This is a genomic window from Cylindrospermopsis curvispora GIHE-G1, from assembly GCF_014489415.1.
In the GTDB taxonomy this organism is placed as follows: Bacteria; Cyanobacteriota; Cyanobacteriia; order Cyanobacteriales; family Nostocaceae; genus Raphidiopsis; species Raphidiopsis curvispora_A.
Genome location: NZ_CP060822.1, coordinates 2,290,383 through 2,313,051, shown reverse-complemented (window position 1 = coordinate 2,313,051; position 22,669 = coordinate 2,290,383). Strand labels below are relative to the sequence as shown.

17 protein-coding genes are annotated in these 22,669 nt (G+C 41.6%); 8 read left to right on the top strand and 9 right to left on the bottom strand.

The genetic code is table 11. The features are described from left to right. The first annotated feature begins 137 nt into the window (after positions 1 to 137). The 3 genes from lipA (at position 138) to sigC (ending at position 3,920) form a co-directional block, all read left to right on the top strand. On the top strand, positions 138 to 1,007 hold the full coding sequence (gene lipA, locus IAR63_RS10265) for a lipoyl synthase (RefSeq protein WP_187705208.1): 870 nt from the start codon (positions 138 to 140) through the stop codon (positions 1,005 to 1,007). A 119-nt stretch (positions 1,008 to 1,126) separates the two neighbouring features. After that, on the top strand, positions 1,127 to 2,065 hold the full coding sequence (locus tag IAR63_RS10260) for an NAD(P)H-dependent glycerol-3-phosphate dehydrogenase (protein WP_187705207.1): 939 nt from the start codon (positions 1,127 to 1,129) through the stop codon (positions 2,063 to 2,065). Positions 2,066 to 2,621: 556 nt separating this feature from the next. Further along, positions 2,622 to 3,920 carry an RNA polymerase sigma factor SigC gene (sigC, locus tag IAR63_RS10255; protein ID WP_235678230.1) on the top strand — a complete coding sequence of 433 codons (1,299 nt, stop codon included), beginning with the start codon at positions 2,622 to 2,624 and terminating at the stop codon, positions 3,918 to 3,920. 102 nt (positions 3,921 to 4,022) lie between these two features. On the opposite strand, the gene IAR63_RS10250 is transcribed toward sigC, so the two are convergent. Both IAR63_RS10250 and cobN read right to left on the bottom strand, forming a co-directional pair. Beyond that, positions 4,023 to 4,478 (bottom strand): Fur family transcriptional regulator, encoded by a 456-nt coding sequence (locus IAR63_RS10250; RefSeq protein WP_009343575.1) that lies wholly within the window; start codon positions 4,476 to 4,478, stop codon positions 4,023 to 4,025. A 99-nt stretch (positions 4,479 to 4,577) separates the two neighbouring features. After that, positions 4,578 to 8,375 carry a cobaltochelatase subunit CobN gene (cobN, locus tag IAR63_RS10245; protein ID WP_187705206.1) on the bottom strand — a complete coding sequence of 1,266 codons (3,798 nt, stop codon included), beginning with the start codon at positions 8,373 to 8,375 and terminating at the stop codon, positions 4,578 to 4,580. Between the two features lie 190 nt (positions 8,376 to 8,565). Here cobN and IAR63_RS10240 point away from each other — a divergent pair, with 190 nt between their 5' ends. Further along, the gene (locus IAR63_RS10240; protein WP_187705205.1) at positions 8,566 to 10,545 is read left to right on the top strand and encodes a GAF domain-containing sensor histidine kinase; all 1,980 of its coding nucleotides are present in this window, start codon (positions 8,566 to 8,568) and stop codon (positions 10,543 to 10,545) included. A 5-nt stretch (positions 10,546 to 10,550) separates the two neighbouring features. Further along, positions 10,551 to 11,246, top strand: a complete 696-nt coding sequence (locus tag IAR63_RS10235; RefSeq protein ID WP_187705204.1) for an N-acetylmannosamine-6-phosphate 2-epimerase — start codon at positions 10,551 to 10,553, stop codon at positions 11,244 to 11,246. Between the two features lie 3 nt (positions 11,247 to 11,249). On the opposite strand, the gene IAR63_RS10230 is transcribed toward IAR63_RS10235, so the two are convergent. Further along, positions 11,250 to 11,489, bottom strand: coding sequence for a hypothetical protein (locus IAR63_RS10230; protein ID WP_096546827.1), 240 nt, complete (start codon positions 11,487 to 11,489; stop codon positions 11,250 to 11,252). Positions 11,490 to 11,563: 74 nt separating this feature from the next. Between IAR63_RS10230 and IAR63_RS10225 the strand changes: the two genes are divergently transcribed. Both IAR63_RS10225 and rplI read left to right on the top strand, forming a co-directional pair. Next, the gene (locus tag IAR63_RS10225) at positions 11,564 to 12,133 is read left to right on the top strand and encodes a DUF3318 domain-containing protein (RefSeq protein ID WP_065180139.1); all 570 of its coding nucleotides are present in this window, start codon (positions 11,564 to 11,566) and stop codon (positions 12,131 to 12,133) included. A 151-nt stretch (positions 12,134 to 12,284) separates the two neighbouring features. Beyond that, the gene (rplI, locus tag IAR63_RS10220) at positions 12,285 to 12,743 is read left to right on the top strand and encodes a 50S ribosomal protein L9 (RefSeq protein WP_006277038.1); all 459 of its coding nucleotides are present in this window, start codon (positions 12,285 to 12,287) and stop codon (positions 12,741 to 12,743) included. A gap of 98 nt (positions 12,744 to 12,841) precedes the next feature. On the opposite strand, the gene IAR63_RS10215 is transcribed toward rplI, so the two are convergent. Beyond that, on the bottom strand, positions 12,842 to 13,303 hold the full coding sequence (locus IAR63_RS10215) for a DUF29 domain-containing protein (RefSeq protein ID WP_231922553.1): 462 nt from the start codon (positions 13,301 to 13,303) through the stop codon (positions 12,842 to 12,844). Positions 13,304 to 13,361: 58 nt separating this feature from the next. On the opposite strand from IAR63_RS10215, the gene dnaB reads away from it, so the two are divergent. Next, positions 13,362 to 15,539, top strand: a complete 2,178-nt coding sequence (gene dnaB / locus IAR63_RS10210) for a replicative DNA helicase (RefSeq protein ID WP_187705203.1) — start codon at positions 13,362 to 13,364, stop codon at positions 15,537 to 15,539. Between the two features lie 30 nt (positions 15,540 to 15,569). Here dnaB and IAR63_RS10205 read toward each other — a convergent pair whose 3' ends face one another. The 5 genes from IAR63_RS10205 to IAR63_RS10185 all read right to left on the bottom strand — a co-directional run bounded on the left by IAR63_RS10205 (position 15,570) and on the right by IAR63_RS10185 (position 22,624). After that, positions 15,570 to 16,265, bottom strand: coding sequence for a rhomboid family intramembrane serine protease (locus IAR63_RS10205; protein ID WP_235678228.1), 696 nt, complete (start codon positions 16,263 to 16,265; stop codon positions 15,570 to 15,572). Between the two features lie 14 nt (positions 16,266 to 16,279). Then, positions 16,280 to 17,821, bottom strand: a complete 1,542-nt coding sequence (locus tag IAR63_RS10200) for an ATP-binding protein (RefSeq protein WP_187705202.1) — start codon at positions 17,819 to 17,821, stop codon at positions 16,280 to 16,282. Between the two features lie 63 nt (positions 17,822 to 17,884). Continuing rightward, the gene (locus tag IAR63_RS10195; protein WP_187705201.1) at positions 17,885 to 19,441 is read right to left on the bottom strand and encodes an ATP-binding protein; all 1,557 of its coding nucleotides are present in this window, start codon (positions 19,439 to 19,441) and stop codon (positions 17,885 to 17,887) included. A 41-nt stretch (positions 19,442 to 19,482) separates the two neighbouring features. Next, positions 19,483 to 21,027: an ATP-binding protein gene (locus IAR63_RS10190; protein ID WP_187705200.1), complete on the bottom strand. Its 1,545-nt coding sequence runs from the start codon at positions 21,025 to 21,027 to the stop codon at positions 19,483 to 19,485. A gap of 40 nt (positions 21,028 to 21,067) precedes the next feature. Next, positions 21,068 to 22,624: an ATP-binding protein gene (locus tag IAR63_RS10185; RefSeq protein ID WP_187705199.1), complete on the bottom strand. Its 1,557-nt coding sequence runs from the start codon at positions 22,622 to 22,624 to the stop codon at positions 21,068 to 21,070. Positions 22,625 to 22,669: the final 45 nt, after the last annotated feature.

Genomic DNA, 22,669 nt, shown 5'->3' with positions numbered 1-22,669 from the left:
TAGAGTTACAACTGACCTTGCTGATCCAGTACTTGCAGGATTTCATCAAAAATGAGAATCAACTGCTCTGGCTTGGCAGGGTCAAGCAATTAGTGTTAAGATAATACTTGTACAAACTTAGATAATTAGAGACAATTGTGGCAGTAAAACCAGAGTGGTTGCGGGTAAAAGCACCCCAGTGGCAACGTGTAGGTAACGTCAAAGAGATTTTGCGGGATTTGTCCCTGAATACGGTTTGCGAGGAGGCTTCCTGTCCCAATATTGGGGAATGCTTCAACGCTGGAACCGCCACATTTTTAATTATGGGTCCTGCTTGCACCAGAGCTTGTCCTTATTGTGACATTGATTTTGACAAAAAACCTAAATCCTTGGATCCCACTGAACCCTCAAGACTAGCAGAAGCGGTGCGCAGAATGCAGCTCAACCATCTGGTAATTACTTCCGTAAATAGAGATGATTTACCCGATGGTGGTGCATCCCAGTTTGTCAACTGTATTAATTCTGTGCGAAAAGTATCACCTAATACTACAATAGAGATTCTAATTCCTGATTTATGCGGAAATTGGCAAGCTCTGGAAAGCCTGCTACAATCAGTGCCAGAAGTGCTAAATCACAACACGGAGACAGTACCAAGACTGTATCGGAGAGTGCGTCCCCAGGGAGATTATCAACGGACAATGGAATTATTACGACGCTCCCGCCAAATTTCACCCACAACCTATACTAAATCTGGTATTATGGTGGGCCTGGGTGAGACAGATGAGGAAGTTCGTCAAGTTATGCAGGATTTGCGAACAGTGGGTTGCGACATTTTGACTATTGGTCAATATCTCCAACCTAGTCAAAAACATCTCCCAGTCTGTGACTTTATTACCCCTCAACAATTTGCTACCTGGCAAGTTTATGGCGAGCAACTGGGGTTTCTACAAGTTGTTTCTTCCCCTCTGACCAGAAGCTCCTATCATGCGGAACAGGTTAGAGAGTTGATGATACACTTTCCAAAATGAGCTATGCTAATTATAGCTTTTATAAGCTTATAACTTAACAACAGTTAACCTTAATTAAAACCTGTGCAAGCTCGACCAATTAGAATTCTTTACTTATCAGTTAAGTGCCTACCTAACCAATGACCAATGAGAAAAAATTTAAATCTATCCTTATTTTAGGTGCAGGTGCTTGGGGAACAACTCTGGCAAAATTAGCTGGTGTGAATGGTAATCAAGTGACTGTGTGGTCACGTCACGGATTCCAGCATTTAGGTGATCTTATCAATAATGTTGATATGATATTATCTGCTGTCTCTATGAAGGGTGTTCGTGAAGTGGCTTCACTGGTTAGGTCCTGTCCTGTTTCTCCCCACACAATATTTGTCACAGCTACTAAAGGTCTAGATCCAGAAACCACTTGTACACCCTCCCAAATTTGGCAAACAGAATTTCCTGATCATTCTATAGTCGTACTCTCAGGGCCCAATTTATCCCAAGAAATTGCCCAAGAATTGCCTGCTGCTACAGTGGTAGCTAGCAAAAACAATATGGCAGCTCAAGTCGTGCAACAAGTCTTTTCATCTAGTCGATTTCGTGTGTATACTAACTCTGACCCGGTAGGTGTGGAACTAGGTGGAACGCTCAAAAACGTCATGGCGATCGCAGCTGGAATCTGTGACGGACTGCACCTAGGAACTAACGCTAAAGCAGCCTTAGTAACTCGTGGCTTAGCGGAAATAATTCGCATTGGAGCAATTTTTGGTGCAAAAACGGAAACTTTTTATGGTTTATCCGGTCTAGGGGACTTATTAGCAACTTGTAATAGCCCTCTAAGTCGTAATTACCAGGTTGGTTATCAATTGGCCCGTGGAAAAACACTGGCGGAAATTCTTGCTAACCTACCTGGAACAGCGGAGGGGGTGAATACCTGCTACGTCTTGATGCATCTATCCCGACAACAAAGTATTCCCATGCCTATCACCCAACAAGTTTATCGTTTGTTAGAAAGTCTAATTACCCCTCAACAAGCATTAGAAGAACTGATGTTAAGGGGTATGAAGTCCGAGTATCACGAATAGGGTTTTTACCCCCCACCCCAAAATACACTACAAAAGGTAAAGTTAATCCCAGACCGTCCGTCAGATCAACCTAACCATGATGATGAACAACAATTTTGACCTTTTTTTAACCCCCTCTTATCTCCCAAAAATTACCGGAAGAAATTGTTAAATTGTCAGGAAAAGACTTTTCCGGTCATGTAAATGTAACCATGTAGTTTATCAACGGCAAAATCACTGGAAATAGCCTCCCGCTGAGTTAATAAAACCACTTAGCCAGATTCCCAGAAACTACTTGCTGAAGATAACTTATCTCTAATTGCATACCTTAAAAGCAACTAAAGTATAATTTGTTACTGTTTACTACAGTTTTGTTCAAACATCAGATTAGGAAGAGTTGAGACCTGACAGTGAGGAGTAATGATTTTGGGTAATCAAAAATTTTGGGTAGTGAAAGGGTCTTCATCTTTCTGTTTGCCATTATGGCCAATTCCCAACAGATAACTTCTAGATTAGTACAACTCATAGACCGTAATTTTAGCTGACCCTCATTGTTACCTGGAGCAATAAAAAAGTTATGTTAGCCATATCGCTAGATACAGAAGTGGAATACAATCCCCAACAGTCTCATCTGACATTACCTGAGTTAGACCTTATTGATGTAGGTGATGTCAATACTGATGGGGGGGATCTATCAGAGGAGCTGTCCTTAGACGATCTACAAGATATAGAACAGGAAGAAGATGTAGAAATAGCTGCTGTTGACCCTCAAAACCTAGTAGTGAACAACCGTCGCAGCACTGACCTAGTAAGAGTGTATCTACAAGAAATTGGCAAAGTCAGATTATTGGGAAGAGACGAAGAGGTTGGAGAAGCTCAAAAAGTGCAGCGACATCTGAAGATCAGATTATTACTAGCCAATGCAGCTAAACAAGGTGATGCTTTAGTCGTTACTTACCTACAATTAATTCAAGTACAAGAGCGTTTGGTCTCTGAATTAGGACATCGTCCTTCCTTGGAAAGGTGGGCCAGTACCGCTGGGATCAAACTGGCCGATCTAAAACCTACATTATCGGAAGGAAAAAGGCGCTGGGCAGAAATTGCCAAGTTGACACTGGAAGAATTAGACGAGATTCAGTCCCAGGGAATACATGCCAAGGAACACATGATTAAGGCGAATTTGCGCCTGGTAGTATCCGTCGCCAAAAAGTATCAGAATCGTGGTTTAGAACTATTAGACTTGGTGCAAGAAGGAACCTTGGGTCTGGAGAGAGCAGTGGAAAAATTTGATCCCACCAAGGGTTATCGTTTTAGCACCTATGCTTACTGGTGGATCCGCCAAGGGATTACAAGGGCAATTGCCACATCTAGTCGCACTATTCGTCTTCCTGTCCACATTACAGAAAAACTCAATAAAATCAAAAAAGCACAGCGCAAAATAGCACAGGAAAAGGGAAGAACACCCACTTTAGAAGATTTGGCCTTAGAACTGGACATGACCCCTAACCAAGTTCGGGAAGTATTGTTGCGCGTTCCTCGTTCCGTCTCCCTAGAAACCAAGGTCGGTAAAGATAAAGACACAGAATTAGGAGAACTCCTGGAAACAGACACTATTACTCCAGAAGAAACCTTGATGCGAGAGTCTTTACAAAAAGATATACAGCATTTGCTATCAGACCTAACCACAAGAGAACGGGAAGTAATTTTGATGAGATTTGGTTTAGCTGATGGGCACAGTTACTCCTTGGCTGAAATAGGGCGTGCTTTGGAACTTTCCCGCGAAAGGGTCAGACAAATTGAATCCAAGGCTTTGCAGAAGCTCCGTCAACCTAAACGGCGCAATTTAGTTCGTGATTATTTAGAGTCTCTAAGTTAAACAATACTAAGATTAAGGTTCCCAAACCCCCTGGGTAAGGGAGCTTTAATTCTTTGTTTTTTGTCCTTTCTTGTTCTAATGAATACTGACTGGCATCCTTATCTAAAGTGGCATTAATGCTCGCTGACACCGAGGACAAACAGCATGGATAGTTAACTGACAGTCCAGGAGTTGATAACCTTCTTTCTGTGCTGTTTTTGTGCCTATTTTCAAAATAGACTCGTTTTTGAACTCAATTGTAGCATTACATTTCACACAGATTAAGTGATGGTGATGATGAGGATAGGGCTGATTTAATTCATAGTGCTTATGTCCCTCACCTAGTTCTAGTTCCCGCAGAATTCCCAGTCTAGCCATCAACTTGAGTGTCCTGTAGACAGTGGATAGACTTATGCTTTCACCCCCATTTTCTAGGCGATGATGAAGATCCTCTGCGCTTAAATGTTCACCTTGGGGCAATTCTTGAAAAATATGTAGAATTGTTTCCCGTTGAGGAGTTAAACGCCAGCCTCGATCGTTTAGTTCTGCCTTAAGCGAACCAGTTGTGTAGACAGTCATACTAAATATTCTCAACAAAGCCTGCTAATTGACAATATAACAAACCCCAGGACTGATTTGCAATAGTCGAGACCTATTGACAATATTTATCAACATAGTTCATTCTATCAGGGACTCGGCCTCATGTACCAGATTTCTCAAGGTCTCTAAGGTCTCTAGACTAACATTTTCCCATAATCTCCTTTGGTGTGCTTCCAATAACCTTTCAGCTATATCACGCAAGGCCCAAGGATTCTTTTCTCGAATGAATTCACAAACTTTTGTATCTTGTAAGTAACTGTCAAAAATTCCTGTATACATGTAGTCTTCTACACATTGAGTGGTAGCATCATAGCCGAATAAAAAGTCCACTGTTGCTGCTATTTCAAAAGCACCCTTATAACCATGGCGCATAACTCCTTCAATCCATTTGGGGTTAATAACCCGGGAGCGATAAACCCTGGCAATTTCCTCTTTCAGTTTGCGGACCTTTGGTTGATTCGTATTGGCATGATCTCCAAAATAGGTTTCTGGGTTTTTACCCTGAATAGAACGAACTGCTGCGGTTAAACCTCCTTGAAATTGATAATAGTCATCGGAATCAAGTAAATCGTGTTCTCGATTATCTTGATTGTGTAAAACGATTTGCATTTGCTTTAAACGTTCTACAAAAATTTCAGTGTTAGCAACTGAAGATGGTGATTCCACAGTTCCCAGGTAGGGATGAGAACTCCAATTAATATAGGCCTGAGCTAAATCTTGGTCACTTTGCCAATTTTGAGAGGCTATTAAACCTTGAATTCCCGTACCATAGGTTCCTGGTTGGGAACCAAAAACACGATAAAGAGATTTTTCTGTAGCCACTTCTAAACTTAATCCCTGCTGGGTCCACAGGTCAATATCTTGTCCCACAGCAGTTACTAAGGGATTTTCCTCTGGTGGTTCATCTAAATTTGCCACTGCGACAACTGCTTGAGAGAATAGGTCTATTAGATTGGGGAAAGCATCCCGGAAAAAGCCAGAAATTCTCAAAGTGACATCCACGCGGGGACGACCTAAAATAGACAGGGGTAAGATTTCAAAGTCTATAACCCTTCTTGCTGCACCATCCCAAATAGGTTGCACACCCAATAGGGCTAAAGCTTCAGCAATGTCATCACCTCCGGTTCTCATGGTGGAAGTTCCCCACACTGATAAACCTAGGGTTTTGGGATATTCCCCGTGTTCTTGAGTATAGGTTTCAATCAAGTTTTCCGCCGCCTTTCTACCTACATCCCAAGCTGTTTCCGTGGGAATAGCTCGAATATCCACAGCATAAAAATTCCTACCTGTGGGTAGCACTTCTGGTCTTCCCCTAGTAGGTGATCCAGATGCACCACTGGGGACGTATTTACCATCTAATCCCCGCAGTAAATTACTTATTTCTTCGGTGGTCTTTTCTAGAGCTGGAAGTAGTTTTGATTCTATCCAGTTCACAACTTGTTGAGTTGAGGATTCGTCTTGGCTAGTCTTAGTTCCATATAACTGATTTTCCATAATTTGAGTGACCAGAAAACCAGCTTGTTCTTCCAGCAGTTCTACCACATCCCCCTGGGTGCGACAGGACTTTATTTCCATCTCCCTGGAAACCCAATTGGGTAATGGAGTTGATGGTGGATGAAATATATCACCATATTGTGCTGTTAATGGGTCCATATTTAATCCCCAGTCTTGAGCTATAGCACGGGTGATTCCCGGAGAATGACGGTTGGGAATCCGGGCGATCGCCACTATTAAGTCTCTTAATTGTCTCCCCTGGGGAACTTGTCCAAAAATGTGTAAACCGTCACGGATTTGTGCTTCTTTAAGTTCACACAGATAACCATCCAAGGAGTTTAAAATGCCAGATTCAAAGTTGAGGATATCTTTTTCATCTTTGATCCCTAAATCTTGGTAAAGATGTTCTTTAATCACCAATTCCTGAATACGCTGTCTTAATGTGGGTAGTCGGGAAGGATCTAAGGTTTCTGCTTCATAATACTCATCAATTAAATTTTCTACCTGTTGTAGGGAACCGTATAGTTCCGCACGGGTCATGGGTGGGGTTAAATGGTCAATAATCACCGCTTGAGAACGACGTTTAGCCTGGGAACCCTCTCCAGGATCGTTGACAATAAAAGGGTAAAAGTGGGGTGTTGCGCCAAAAGCTACTTCAGGATAACAGCTATTTGATAGGGCCACACTCTTACCGGGTAACCATTCTAAATTGCCGTGTTTTCCTAGGTGAATAATGGCATCACACTTAAACACTTCCCTAATCCAATAATAAAAGGCTAAATAATTATGGGTAGGTTCTAAATCTGGCGCATGATAATTTAAACTGGGGTCTTGCTCATAACCTCGTGCAGGTTGAATTCCCACAAATATATTGCCAAAACTCACTCCACAAACTGATATTCCCCCTAATTCCCCGGATGTGTCCCAATTCCCCCAACGGTTGAGAATTTCTTCCTGAACAGATGGGGGCAAGGTGTTAAAATATCTTGTATATTCTTCAAAGGAAACAGATTGATTTACAGGCTTCCAATCCCGACTTTCTGGATCATTGGTCACTCCAGCGGTAAGAATTTTGATTAGTTCATCACCGTTACTAGGTATAGCATCAACATCATAACCCGCACTCTCTAAAGCTAAGAGAATTTCTATACAACTAGCAGGACTATCTAAACCTACCCCATTAGCCAATCTGCCATTGGTGTTAGGGTAATTTGCCAAAATTATGGCTACACGCCTTTCTGAGGGCATTTTACGCCGTAATCTCAGCCAATTTGCCGCCAAATCCACCACAAAATTAATGCGATCGCCTACAGGTTCATAAACCACCACATCGGTTTCTAAACTGGAATTGCGAGTTTGTAAAGTTTTAAAAGATACAGCTCTAGTAATAATTCTGCCATCTACCTCTGGTAAGGCCACATTCATAGCCATGTCTCGGGGGGTCAAACCTTGCAGTTGGGATGCCCATTGTTCTAGGGGACCACCAGAGAGGATGACCTGAAAAACCGGAACATCCAATTTTTGCCAGAGTTCGACCTGGGGTGTTTCTGTCTCCAAACGTGCTAAGGAAAAACTCGTGGTGTTGAGTAATAAATCAATATGGTGATTCTCGGAAGGTTGGAATAGGTGGACTAATTGTTCGCTCACACCCGGTTCCCGCAAGGAAGAAACAAAAACCGGGACTGGATGCAGATTGTTTCTCACTAGAGCATGACACAAAGCATCAATTACACGAACATTACCTGCTAAATAATGAGCGCGATAGAATAAAATACCCACTCTGGGTAATTGGAGAAAATCTAACTCATCAAGGGATTTACTACTTTCTGGTTTTGCGGGTTCATACAGTCCTACCCTGGGGACAGCTTGTGGTGGTGCTGGGTGAAATCCAGTGGAAAGACAATTATCACAGACAAATAACAAACCATTCAGAAAGTTTTCCGTGCCACCTTCTTGAAAATACTCCCACACCTGACGAACAATTTTTTCAGAAACAGTAGACTTAGATATTAAATCCAGATCAAGAGCGTCGTCTCCTGGCATTACAATAAGACTAGTGCAGTTGGTGGCTACAATTCCTTGTACTACCTCCAAACCATAAGCCCAATAAGAACCCCCTCCTATTAGACGTAAAACTATTACTTGAGCAAGTTCCAACACTTGTTCAGCGTAAGTGTCTATGGTCATCTGTTGCTGTAATTGCAGCAGATTGGCAACTCTCATCTGGGGAAATTGAACGGGCAATTTTCGCACTGTTGTGGCTAGGGTTTGTATATCTGTGTCAGCAGCAGTGATAAATATAAAAGGGGCTGGGGTTTGTTCCAGAAATATCAAACTTTCTGATTCGTTCCACCCACCCGGTGTGGCATTGATACGATGCATAATTCTTTATGAATTTCCCCCGAACACTCTTAACCTGAACACTTTTGGACTAACTTGGGATTAACATTAGCCTTCCATAGTACCATGGATAAATCACCATACCACAACTAATCACCCACAAGCAAGGGAATTATTCCGCTTGTTTTTTCCAACTTTCAGGCATTCCGCCCATTTCATTAAAACCTTCAAAATGCTTAGTGACACCGATTTGAGCTTTGCTGGCATCTTACCTTTGAGTATATTTAATCAACTTGGTGATTTGTTGCATCAGGTAGCTCATGAAGTAAATAGTGCTGCTCTCACACTTACAGAAGCAGTGTTAGTACGGACCTTTGTTCCCACCGGGTGGCAACCACAAAGATTTATTCTTGTAGTTTCTGAGCAATTTAGCGCTCTTTTACTTGGCAATCTTCCAGACAGTGCTCAACAAGGTCAGTCTACATGGGATACAAATTTGGAGTCCCTCCATATTCACTTCACCTTTAACTCGGAGGCGATCGCAAATTTTGCCACTAGACTAAGCGAATTGTTTGCTGCTAATTCTTACATTCATCAAAATATTTTACACCATAGAGAACTCCTTGGAGCAAATAATGCCGCTTACCAAAGTAAATTCACAATTTTGTTGTTACAATATTTGGTCCCTACTATCAGTCAAAATACAATTAATCCACATTCTCTGCCACCGGAAGGGTTTACTTGTAAACCTGTGGAAGATGCTCTTACCAAACAAATTGCCCAGGAAAAACTCTTAAATCAAGTAACCACTCAAATTCGTAAAAGCTTAGATCTCCCTGTAATTATATCTACAGCAATCACCCAAGTGCGGGAATTTCTAGAGTTGGATAGACTGGTAATTTATAAATTTGTTTCAGCTCCTATTAATAATCTTCATGATCTTAATCCTAATAATTCTTTGACATCTCCCCAATCTCAATGTTTCTCTCCCAGATCCGTAAACCATGAGTGGTTTACCCAAGATTCTGAACATAATGGAGGCTGTGTAATTTATGAATCCCTTGGTGGAGAATCAATCAACTCCATATTAAACTCTCAAGAAGACTGTTTAGCAGTTCACTCCCCATGCTGGCAAAAATATCACCAGGGTTTTATTTTAGTCGTGGAAGATGTGGAAAAAACCTACATACTGGAAAATTGCCTCCTAAATTTCCTCCGAACCAATCAAATTCGTGCTAAAGTTGTAGCACCAATTATTTTTGAAAACAAACTGTGGGGATTACTAATTGCTCACCAATGTGATGGTCCTCGACAATGGACAGAACCTGAAAAAGCCTTATTATCTTCCATTGCTGAACAGTTAGCGATCGCCATTAATCAATCACAATTAATGGACTCATTGCAGGAAGCAACACGCAAATTAACCCAGGAAAAACAAACTTTAGAACAACGAGTAATTGAAAGAACTATGGCACTGCGGGAAGCACTCTTAGCCGCAGAAGCAGCCAGTCGAATTAGAAATGAGTTTTTAGCTACTATTAGTCACGAATTATTAACCCCCCTCACCCATGTAATTGGCATGTCCTCTACCCTATTACGTTGGCCTTTGGGGGAACTGACACCACGACAAAGAGAATACTTACAAACAATCCACGACAGTGGTGAAAGACTATTAGAAATGATTAATGATATTCTGGATTTATCACAAATTCAAGCTGGCAAAACTGTATTAAATATTTGTGAGTTTTCCCTGACCAGGTTAGCAGAAAATATAGTAGACTCCCTATTAGAAAAAAGCACCAATGCCAAAGTTACCTTGAAACTAGATGTGCAGGTAAATCCACGCCATGATCAATTTAGCGCCGATCCTGCTAGAATAGAGCAAATTATTTGGAACCTATTAACTAATGCCATCAAATTTACACCGGAAGGTGGAACTGTCACCCTCCGATTTTGGGTGGAAGACAACACCTTTATCTTGCAAGTAGAAGATACTGGAATTGGCATTCCAGAAGAAAAATTACCTCTGGTTTTTGAAAAGTTTCAGCAGGTAGATGCCTCCTATCGTCGTCGTTATGAAGGTACGGGCATTGGTTTAGCCCTAACTAAACAACTGGTGGAACTCCACCGTGGTCGCATTGAAGTGGAGTCAACGGTGGGTATTGGCTCAATCTTTACTGTCTGGATCCCTAGCTCGTTTTTTGATAAATAAACAATATGAACAACTTACTATCAAAACTACCGGAACTATCAGGACTTATTGTGTCTTGTCAAGCTCCTGTTACCTCACCGCTCCATAATCCTACTATTATAACAGCTATGGCACAAGCATCCGCAAACAATGGTGCTAAAGCTGTGAGAATTGATACTCCTAATCACATCAAAGCTGTGAAAGAAAAAGTTCCAGTGCCAATTATTGGTTTATGGAAGCAAATTATAGCAGATTCAGATGTGTACATTACCCCCCAATTTCATCATGCTTTAGCTGTTGCAGAAGCAGGAGCAGATATAATTGCCATAGACGCAACCCAAAGAAAGCGCCCGGGAGGGGAAAAACTAGTTGATATCGTTAGGGGAATTCATCAACAAATAGGTAAACCAGTGATGGCTGACGTAGACACCTTTAAATCTGCTAAATTAGCCATAGATAGCGGTGCGGACATAGTTGGTACAACCCTTTTTGGCTACACAGAAGAAACCAAAAACCTCATTCCTCCTGGGTGGGAACTTCTCAAACAGATAGTAGAAAACCTGAAAGTAGAACACCCAGAGATTCTTGTCATTTGTGAAGGTGGGATTTCCTCCCCGGAGGAAGCAAAAAAAGCATTAGATCTGGGTGCGGATGCGGTTGTAGTAGGCACAGCAATTACTGGAATTGACCTGTTAGTTAAAGCCTACATAAAAAGGATTTAAACCTTAATCAGACCTTTTGGGAGAGGGACGATCCGTACTCCAAGCCCACCAAGCACAACCGCAGTGACAAAGATAAAACTCTTGCCACTTACGACGATGGTCTGGCGTTGTCACAGGGGATCTTCGATTTAACCAGACTCCCACTGCTTCCCTACTACCAGACCCACATTTAGGGCAAAAAAAGTTATAAGAGTGGACTGACCGATCTGTCCATTCTGGTGGATTAGGTGCAAAAGCATCCATGAGTTCAAATTCTCCTCCCCTCGATCTGGTAAAATATGGGATTAGTTCTCAAGGAAGACGTGAAAGTCTTTATGATGGATCCAAATACTGAAATTCGTCGTCTGTTGGATATAGTACCAGCTTCCGGACGCATGACAATTAAAATTATCAGCAAACCGGAACAGAATCAAGTGATTAGTGCAGAGTTTCCCCTACCTTGGATTCAGAGTAAACCGGTATATATCAATTTTGAATTATGGAGACAGTTAAAAAAGCCACAAAGAGACCTGTTAATATTGTATCACACCAGTTGGTTAATAGGAATCAAATGGATACAACCGGATATTTATCAGGGAGCAGTTCTGGTGGGATTATTAGGGGGGGTAATAGAAACTCTTCAGGGTGATATAGTTGGTTTAGTCATAGCTGGTGGCTTAACCATAACAAGTGGTGTAAAACTGTGGCAAAACAATAAGTCTCAAGAACTACAGCTGAAAGCTGATAAAACAGCAATCGCAATTGCTCAAAACCGGGGTTATTCGGAATCAGAAGCAGCTGGACATTTGTTAACTGCTATTGAAACAGTTGCTAAACTTGAAGGAAGATTAGGTCTCAATTTTAATGAATTAATTCGTTGTCAAAATTTGCGAGCGATCGCCAGTTAGAGTAGTTAATTCCACCCATTGCGATCGCCTGGAATAATAGGTTATAATTCATAACTTTGGGGTATCAAGTCGTTCCAGGGGAAGCTAAACTTTGGTGAGCCATCCTGCTGACACCCAACTAAATGAGATTTGATAGGAAACAACAAAGACAATGGTCAAACGAGTGCAGTTAGTATTAACAAAAGATGTAAGCAAACTAGGAAAATCCGGCGATCTAGTGGAAGTAGCTCCTGGTTATGCGCGGAATTATCTAATTCCCCAGAGTTTAGCCACCCAGGTAACTCCTGGCATTTTAAAGCAAGTAGAGCGTCGTCGGGAAATAGAACGTCAACGTCAACTAGAACTCAAGCAACAAGCGGAAGAGCAAAAATCTGCTTTAGAGAAACTGGTTAAAGTAGCGATCGCCAAACAGGTAGGTGAGAACGAAGCTATTTTTGGTACTGTCACCACCCAGGATGTAGTAGATGCTATTCAAGCAGCTACAGGACAAACAATTGATAGACGTGGCATAACTATTCCAGATATTAACCATTTGGGTACTTACAAAGCGGATATTAAACTTCACTCAGAAGTGACTGCTAAAATTGATATTGAGGTTGTAGCCAGCTAAATTGGTTATAGGTCACATTAACCATTGATTAATGATTGCACCGTTCAGTGGGATGCGTTACGCCAGGTTAACGCATCACAAATTGCCCAAACAGGCATTTAACCTTTTTCCCAGAATTTCTCATTTAATAATCTTTCTAACTCAGGAGAAAAAGGGAAATCCTCGGGAAAAATAACACTGGGATAACTATCTTTCACGTTATCCAACCCAATTCGGTAACACTTGGGCAAAATTTCTAAAATAAAATTTTTTAAACTTGGCGAATCTTCCAACTCAAACATTAAACGTTGGCGAAAATTCCGAATTTCAATTTCCCAACTACGATTACAATCGGGTATTTGCACATAGCAACGTTTCAGTAAATGTTCTAGCAGACGCACTAAATAACTGCGCACAGAACTGCGTTGACTTTTTCCCAAGGATTCCACCTCCTGGATCAAATTTTTCCAATCTACCTGTTGGAAATTCTGGGATTTTAACTTGGCCACAGTTTCTTCAACCCAGAGAGCAAAATCAGCGTCATAGTGGCCTTCATAATCACTGGTGTGAACATTCGTCATAATCAATAACATTATCCATTTCAGAAACCATGTCAACAATTTAAGTTTACAATCATTTATGGCTGAAGAATTGAACTTTCAAGGCAATAGTAGTGATCAGCTTCCTCCCCAAAACATCGAAGCGGAAGAGGCTATTTTGGGGGGTATTCTTTTGGATCCAGAAGCTATGGGTAGAATCAGGGATCGTCTTCTTCCCCAAGCATTTTATGTTAATGCTCATAGAGAAATTTATCAAGCAGCAATAATTCTCAATAACCAAAATAAACCAACCGACTTACTTTCCCTAACAGAGTGGCTAACTAACAACGACAAATTAAGTCGTATTGGAGGTAGAAATAAACTAGCCAACTTGATAGATCGCACTGTATCATCGGTGAATATTGATGTGTTAGCAGATTTGGTCATGGATAAGTATCTGCGCAGACAATTAATTAAAGCAGGTAATGAAATTGTCAAATTAGGATTTGAGGCCCAGACAGAATTACCAATAGTTTTAGATCAAGCAGAGCAGAAGGTTTTTGGAATTACCCAAGAAAAACCCCAGGAAGGACTAGTTCACATTTCCGATACCCTAGTGCATACCTTTCAGGAAATTGAAACCCGTCATGAAGGAGTTGCTTTACCGGGTATTCCTAGTGGTTTTTATGATTTGGACGCTATGACGAGCGGTTTTCAGCGTTCTGATTTAATTATCGTCGCGGGTAGACCTTCTATGGGGAAGTGTGTAAGTTATGACTCGGAAATAGTCTTAGCAGATGGAGAAATTGTCACCATTGAAGAGTTATACAACCGAAAGGGGGGTATGGTATTAACCCTGAACCCAAATTGGAAATTTAGTTTTACTCAACCCTGTGGATTTATCAACGATGGCATAAAACCAGTTTTTCGGGTTACAACTGCATTAGGTCGTTCTATTGAAACTACTATTACTCATCCTTACTTAACCCCAACCGGATGGCAAAAATTAGCGGATCTCAAACCAGGTGCTAAAATAGCAGTTCCTGCTCAAATCAATGTCTTTGGTAAGGAAAAAATTGACGATGGTCAACTTAAGCTCATGGCCCATTGTTTGGGAAATGGCAATATGGAGAAAACCATACCTCCCATAGTTTTTAAATTAGGGCGATCGCAAATAGCTTTGTTTTTAAATCAGTTATTCATCAGTAATATAGAGCATGAAGGTCACACCTTAGCTATCAAAGAAAAATTACAGACGACCTATAGAACAAACCAGGAGAAACTAGCAAGACAGATTCAACATTTATTATTAAGATTTGGCATAATTGCCAGATTAGGAAAAGGCTATAACAAAGAGCAAACTACCCAAACCACTTGGCAAGTGGAAATTACAGAACCCCTTTCCATCGAGAGATTCGAGATTGGTGTTGTAGCGCAAACATTAGAACCAATAGAAACCCAGACAGACTGTGAAATCTACTGGGATGAAATCATAGCCATTGAGAACTTGGGGGAAAAACGGGTCTATGACCTAACCATACCACATACTCATAACTTTATAGCCAATGACATTTGTGTGCATAACACTGCATTTTGTTTAAATCTAGCCCATAACATTGCCGTAGGCTATAAATTACCGGTAGCAGTGTTCAGTTTAGAAATGTCTAAAGAGCAGCTAGTACAAAGATTATTAGCTAGTGAGGCCCAAATTGAAACCGGTTATTTAAGAAGCGGGAGGATCAGTCAAACCCAATGGGAACCCCTAAGTCGTGCTATTAGTTTGCTATCAGAAATGCCAGTTTTTATTGATGACACCCCCAATATTACCATCACCCAAATGCGGAGTCAAGCTAGAAAACTACAAGCACAACAGAATTCGAAACTAGGTCTAATTGTTATAGACTACCTGCAACTAATGGAAGGTGCGGGAGACAATCGCGTACAGGAATTATCCAAAATTACCCGTTCTCTCAAGGGTTTAGCCAGAGAATTATCAGTTCCCATAATTGCTCTATCTCAGTTGAGTAGAAGTGTGGAAGCTAGAACTAATAAACGTCCTATGTTGTCAGACCTACGAGAATCTGGTTCCATTGAACAAGATGCGGATTTAGTTATTATGCTTTACCGCGAAGAATATTATGCACCCAATACCCCCGATCGCGGTATAGCAGAAGTTATTATTGCCAAACATCGCAATGGTCCCACAGGAACAGTTAAACTTCTGTTTGACCCCCAATTTACAAAGTTTAAAAATCTAGCCAAACCTAAGACTTATTAGATTTATTAGTTGAGAGCAGAAAATCTGGATTTACCAAAACCGTATAATCCCCATGAAAACCACACCTATCAGTAAGGCTATTAATTGACTCCCATAGCTGCAATTATTAAACCCACCTGGAATATTTAATCCACCAATTCCATAAAAAAATTGCTGGATAAACCACCAGAATAAATAAAACATTGCGGGAATTTCTAGGGGAATAAAAACAATTACCAAGGGTAAAACAGAATAGATTTTAATTTGCGGAAATTGCATAAGATAAGCACCTACAATACAGGCGATCGCCCCAGTGCTACCTATAATTGGTGCTGTTAACTGCGGTTGGGTACAAATCTCTATTATTCCTATCAGCACGCCAGCAGTTAAATATAACAGCAAGAATTGATACGACCCTATGGTTCTTTCTAATGTTCTTCCGAATACCCACAAAAATAACATATTACCCAGGAGCTGGGCAAAACTGCCATGTATAAATAGGGAAACGGGTAGGGTGAATAATTGCCACCCTACAACCACCCAAGCAGCTAAACTGTCATCAATAGCACTGGAGATTGTTCGGGAGAATTCTCTAGGAATGGTGGTCCAACTACTGACAAGGTTACCCAGTTGCCCATTCACATCCCACATAAGTTGCCCACAAAATATGACTAGAGTAATACCAATTATCACGTAAGTAACATTCGGCTTTTTTAAGCTATAAAAGTCATCAGTAATAGGAATCATAATTGTGGGTCTAACTAACTACGAATGACAGTAATGGTTCGTCCCCTAGGACTAATAACCTCCTCCGTACTAATCCTCTCTCCCATAGATGGTAAACCAGGACGGCGATCGAAAATCACTAACCAACCCGTATCTAATCCTAACCCATCCAGGTATTTATCCAGTTGAGTTAAACCCTTGATTAACGGATCTGACTTTCTTTCACGCCACACCTTGAGTTCCATACCCATTACCACCTTGCCATAGCGTAAACAAATATCCATTCTTCCAGAACCAATGGCATATTCCCGCTCTAACGTACCACTACCATTAACTACCCGATGTAAAAATGCCATTAACACCAAATGGGGAGCAATCTCATGGTAGGGCGCACTTTTGAGTAATGGTTCACCGTGTTGTCGCCAAAACTCCAGAAAAGCGTGTAATAATTCATCAGGTAATAGTTCCCCTTGTTGGTTTAGCCAACGAGGTTCAATTGCTCCAATAGAAACCCTAGTTGTATAACTTAGTACTAAAGGTAGAACTTCCTTATAAATTGGATTGGCAATTTCCAAGCCTTGTCCTTGATCTCGACACAGACCTAAATCCAGCACGTAACGAATATCATCTGGTGGTATGTCGGGTAAGTCCTCACCTGCTAAAATTGGTTCAATAATGGTCTTAACCCGCGCTTCCCGTAATCGCTCTGCCAAACTATCCAAATGGGTATCCTGACGCTGGATGAGGATTTCCTTGGCTTGGTTAATCACTTCAGCAGTAATGGGTTGATTCACATCCTGGACTAATACCTGGGTAGCTTGACGAGCTAGGGCGTTAACTAACCATGGTTGTCCATCAGTTAAATAATATGCCTGTTGAACTGCTCCCAGGGTAAACACCTGTCCCGTAGCTGTTGTATGTTGTTCATATAAATTTTGAATATCTGTAAAACTAAAATTACTCAAAGTTAGGGACTCAGCCTTGATATTAAACGGACTAGACGTATTGAGTCGTTCACTTCCACCAGATTTAACCTTATAGTCCCGCACATCCCGCATACCAATTAAGCCCACCGAATGGGGGAAACCCTGGGGACGACGGGGAAAACCATCCCGTAACTGTCGCAATACTGAAATCAACGTTTGATTTTGCAACGAGTCAATTTCATCAATGAACACCACTAGGGGACGAGGAGAGCTTTTTGCCCAACTTTTTAGGAAAGCACCAATATTCTCCCTACGCTCTGGGTCAAAAGGGGGATGGAGGTCTTCCGGAAGCCAAATATCAATTGCATCTTGCCAAGAACCCAAAATGGCTCTTTCAGCACGTTCTGGTTCATCAGGAAAAACCGACCCCACTTCCACGGAGAGCATCACTGCTGTATACTCCCCACTATCAGTTAATTCTTGAGCTAAAGCTATCATAGCAGTGGTTTTGCCCACTTGTCGCGGTGCATGAATGATAAAGTAATTGCGTCCATCAATTAACGCTTTTAACTGAGGTAGTCGTCCTGTGGGAGAGATCATATAGTGAATGTTGGCTTTGCAGGGACCAGCAGTGTTAAATTGTTTAGGCATACTAAGGTATAATTTATAACTATCAAAATAATAATTTACGTTTTACTTAGCGATCGCATTTTTCTAACTACGAATTAGGGTAATAGTGCGCCCAGTGGGACTAATAACCTCCTCCGTACTAATCCTCTCTCCCATGGGTGGTAAACCGGGACGGCGATCGAAAATCACTAACCAACCCGTATCTAATCCTAACCCATCCAGGTATTTATCCAGTTGGGTCAAACCCTTGATTAACGGATCTGACTTTCTTTCACGCCACATCTTAATTTCTATACCCATCACCACCTTGCCATAGCGTAAACAAATATCCATTCTCCCAGAACCAATGGCATATTCCCGTTCTAATGTACCACCACCATTAACTACTCGATGTAAAAATGCCATCAACACCAAATGAGGAGCAATCTCATGGTAAGGCGCACTTTTGAGTAATGGTTCACCGTGTTGTCGCCAAAATTCCAGAAAAGCATTTAATAGAGCTTGGGGATTTAAACTATTGTCAGTATTTAACCAAGTGGGTTGAATTTGAGGTAAACTGTCCTGACTACCCTGGGATAAAACACGAGGGATTACCTCCTGGTAAATGGGATTGGCAATGGTTAGTCCACCCAAAGGACTACGCTTGACTAAGCCTAAATCTAGCAAAAACCGCCGATCATCCTCTGGGGTATCTGGTAAGTCTTCACCCGCTAAAATTGGTTCAATAATAGTCTTAACCCGCTCTTCCCGTAATCTTTCTGCTAAACTATCCAAATGGGTATCCTGACGCTGGATAAGGATTTCTTTGGCTTGGTTAATCACCTCAGCAGTAATGGGTTGATTCACATCCTGGACTAACACCTGGGTAGCTTGACGAGCTAGGGCGTTAACTAACCATGGTTGTCCATCAGTTAAATAATATGCCTGTTGAACTGCTCCCAGGGTAAACACCTGTCCCGTAGCTGTTGTATGTTGTTCATATAAATTTTGAATATCTGTAAAACTAAAATTACTCAAAGTTAGGGATTCAGCCTTGATATTAAACGGACTAGACGTATTGAGTCGTTCACTTCCACCAGATTTAACCTTATAGTCCCGCACATCCCGCATGCCAATTAAGCCCACCGAATGGGGAAAACCCTCGGGACGATTGGGATAACCCGCTCGTAATTGTCTGAGAATGGATATGAGAGTTTGATCTTCCAAAGAATCAATTTCATCCAAAAACACAACTAAAGGTAGAGGGGAAGCCATGGCCCAAGCTTGCAGAACTGTTTGAATATCTAAGGGAGAGGTCTCAGTCTCTGTTTCAATTTGTGTTAAATTAGGCAAAGGTAATTTTCGAAACCGAATTTCATTCTGCCAACGTCTCAGGATACTTTGTTGCGCTTGTTCTGGTGCATCTGGAAATGGCGCACCGGTTTCTAGGGTTAACATCACAGCTAGGTATTGTCCACTGTCAGTTAATTCTTGAGCTAGGGCCATCATGGCAGTGGTTTTACCCACCTGTCGCGGTGCATGAATGATAAAGTAATTGCGTCCATCAATTAATGCTTTCAACTGAGGTAGTCGCCCTGTGGGATAGAGCATATAGTGGATATCAGATTGGCAAGGTCCAGCAGTATTAAAGTGTTTAGACATAATCGGCAATAATTTAAGGTGTGATTCAAATTTATCGGAATCTAACTACGAATCAGGGTAATGGTGCGCCCACTAGGACTAATAACCTCCTCCGTACTAATCCTCTCTCCCATGGGTGGTAAACCGGGACGGCGATCGAAAATCACTAACCAACCCGTATCTAATCCTAACCCATCCAGGTATTTATCCAGTTGGGTCAAACCCTTGATTAACGGATCTGACTTTCTTTCACGCCACATCTTAATTTCTATACCCATCACCACCTTGCCATAGCGTAAACAAATATCCATTCTCCCAGAACCAATGGCATATTCCCGTTCTAATGTACCACCACCATTAACTACTCGATGTAAAAATGCCATCAACACCAAATGAGGAGCAATCTCATGGTAAGGCGCACTTTTGAGTAATGGTTCACCGTGTTGTCGCCAAAATTCCAGAAAAGCATTTAATAGAGCTTGGGGATTTAAACTATTGTCAGTATTTAACCAAGTGGGTTGAATTTGAGGTAAACTGTCCTGACTACCCTGGGATAAAACACGAGGGATTACCTCCTGGTAAATGGGATTGGCAATGGTTAGTCCACCCAAAGGACTACGCTTAACTAAGCCTAAATCTAGCAAAAACCGCCGATCATCCTCTGGGGTATCTGGTAAGTCTTCACCCGCTAAAATTGGTTCAATAATAGTCTTAACCCGCTCTTCTCGTAATCTTTCTGCTAAACTATCTAAATGGGTATCCTGACGCTGGATGAGAATTTCTTTGGCTTGGTTAATCACTTCAGCAGTAATGGGTTGATTCACATCCTGGACTAACACCTGAGTAGCTTGACGAGCTAGAGCGTTAACTAACCATGGTTGTCCATCAGTTAAATAATATGCCTGTTGAACTGCTCCCAGGGTAAACACCTGTCCCGTAGCTGTTGTATGTTGTTCATATAAATTTTGAATATCTGTAAAACTAAAATTACTTAAAGTTAGGGATTCAGCCTTGATATTAAACGGACTAGACGTATTGAGTCGTTCACTTCCACCAGATTTAACCTTATAGTCCCGCACATCCCGCATACCAATTAAGCCCACCGAATGGGGGAAACCCTGGGGACGACGGGGAAAACCATCCCGTAACTGTCGCAATACTGAAATCAACGTTTGATTTTGCAACGAGTCAATTTCATCAATGAACACCACTAGGGGACGAGGAGAGCTTTTTGCCCAACTTTTTAGGAAAGCACCAATATTCTCCCTACGCTCTGGGTCAAAAGGGGGATGGAGGTCTTCCGGAAGCCAAATATCAATTGCATCTTGCCAAGAACCCAAAATGGCTCTTTCAGCACGTTCTGGTTCATCAGGAAAAACCGACCCCACTTCCACGGAGAGCATCACTGCTGTATACTCCCCACTATCAGTTAATTCTTGAGCTAAAGCTATCATAGCAGTGGTTTTCCCCACTTGTCGCGGTGCATGAATGATAAAGTAATTGCGTCCATCAATTAACGCTTTTAACTGAGGTAGTCGCCCTGTGGGAGATAGCATATAGTGGATATCAGATTGACAAGGTCCAGCAGTATTAAAGTGTTTAGGCATAATCGGCAATAATTTAAGTGTGATTCAAATTTATGGGAATCTAACTACGAATGAGGGTAATGGTGCGCCCACTAGGACTAATAACCTCCTCCGTACTAATCCTCTCTCCCATGGGTGGTAAACCGGGACGGCGATCGAAAATCACTAACCAACCCGTATCTAATCCTAACCCATCCAGGTATTTATCCAGTTGGGTCAAACCCTTGATTAACGGATCTGACTTTCTTTCACGCCACACCTTTAGTTCCATACCCATTACCACCTTGCCATAGCGTAAACAAATATCCATTCTCCCAGAACCAATGGCATATTCCCGTTCTAATGTACCACCACCATTAACTACCCGATGTAAAAATGCCATCAACACCAAATGAGGAGCAATCTCATGGTAAGGCGCACTTTTGAGTAATGGTTCACCGTGTTGTCGCCAAAATTCCAGAAAAGCATTTAATAGAGCTTGGGGATTTAAACTATTGTCAGTATTTAACCAAGTGGGTTGAATTTGAGGTAAACTGTCCTGACTACCCTGGGATAAAACACGAGGGATTACCTCCTGGTAAATGGGATTGGCAATGGTTAGTCCACCCAAAGGACTACGCTTGACTAAGCCTAAATCTAGCAAAAACCGCCGATCATCCTCTGGGGTATCTGGTAAGTCTTCACCCGCTAAAATTGGTTCAATAATAGTCTTAACCCGCTCTTCCCGTAATCTTTCTGCTAAACTATCCAAATGGGTATCCTGACGCTGGATAAGGATTTCTTTGGCTTGGTTAATCACCTCAGCAGTAATGGGTTGATTCACATCCTGGACTAACACCTGGGTAGCTTGACGAGCTAGGGCGTTAACTAACCATGGTTGTCCATCAGTTAAATAATATGCCTGTTGAACTGCTCCCAGGGTAAACACCTGTCCCGTAGCTGTTGTATGTTGTTCATATAAATTTTGAATATCTGTAAAACTAAAATTACTTAAAGTTAGGGATTCAGCCTTGATATTAAACGGACTAGACGTATTGAGTCGTTCACTTCCACCAGATTTAACCTTGTAGTCCCGCACATCCCGCATGCCAATTAAGCCCACCGAATGGGGAAAACCCTCGGGACGATTGGGATAACCCGCTCGCAACTGTCTGAGGATGGATATGAGGGTTTTATCTTCTAATGAATCAATTTCATCCAGAAAGACAACCAAGGGTAGAGGGGAAGCCATGGCCCAAGCTTGCAGAACTGTTTGAATATCTAAGGGAGAGGTCTCAGTCTCTGTTTCAATTTGTGTTAAATTAGGCAAAGGTAATTTTCGAAACCGAATTTCATTCTGCCAACGTCTCAGGATACTTTGTTGCGCTTGTTCTGGTGCATCTGGAAATGGCGCACCGGTTTCTAGGGTTAACATCACAGCTAGGTATTGCCCACTGTCAGTTAATTCTTGGGCTAGGGCCATCATAGCAGTGGTTTTACCCACCTGTCGCGGTGCATGAATGATAAAGTAATTTTCTCCATCAATTAATGCTTTCAACTGAGGTAGTCGCCCTATGGGAGAGAGCATATAGTGAATGTTACCTTTACAGGGACCAGCAGTGTTAAATTGTTTAGGCATAGTAAGGTATAATTTATAAGTAGCAAAATAATAATTTACGTTTTA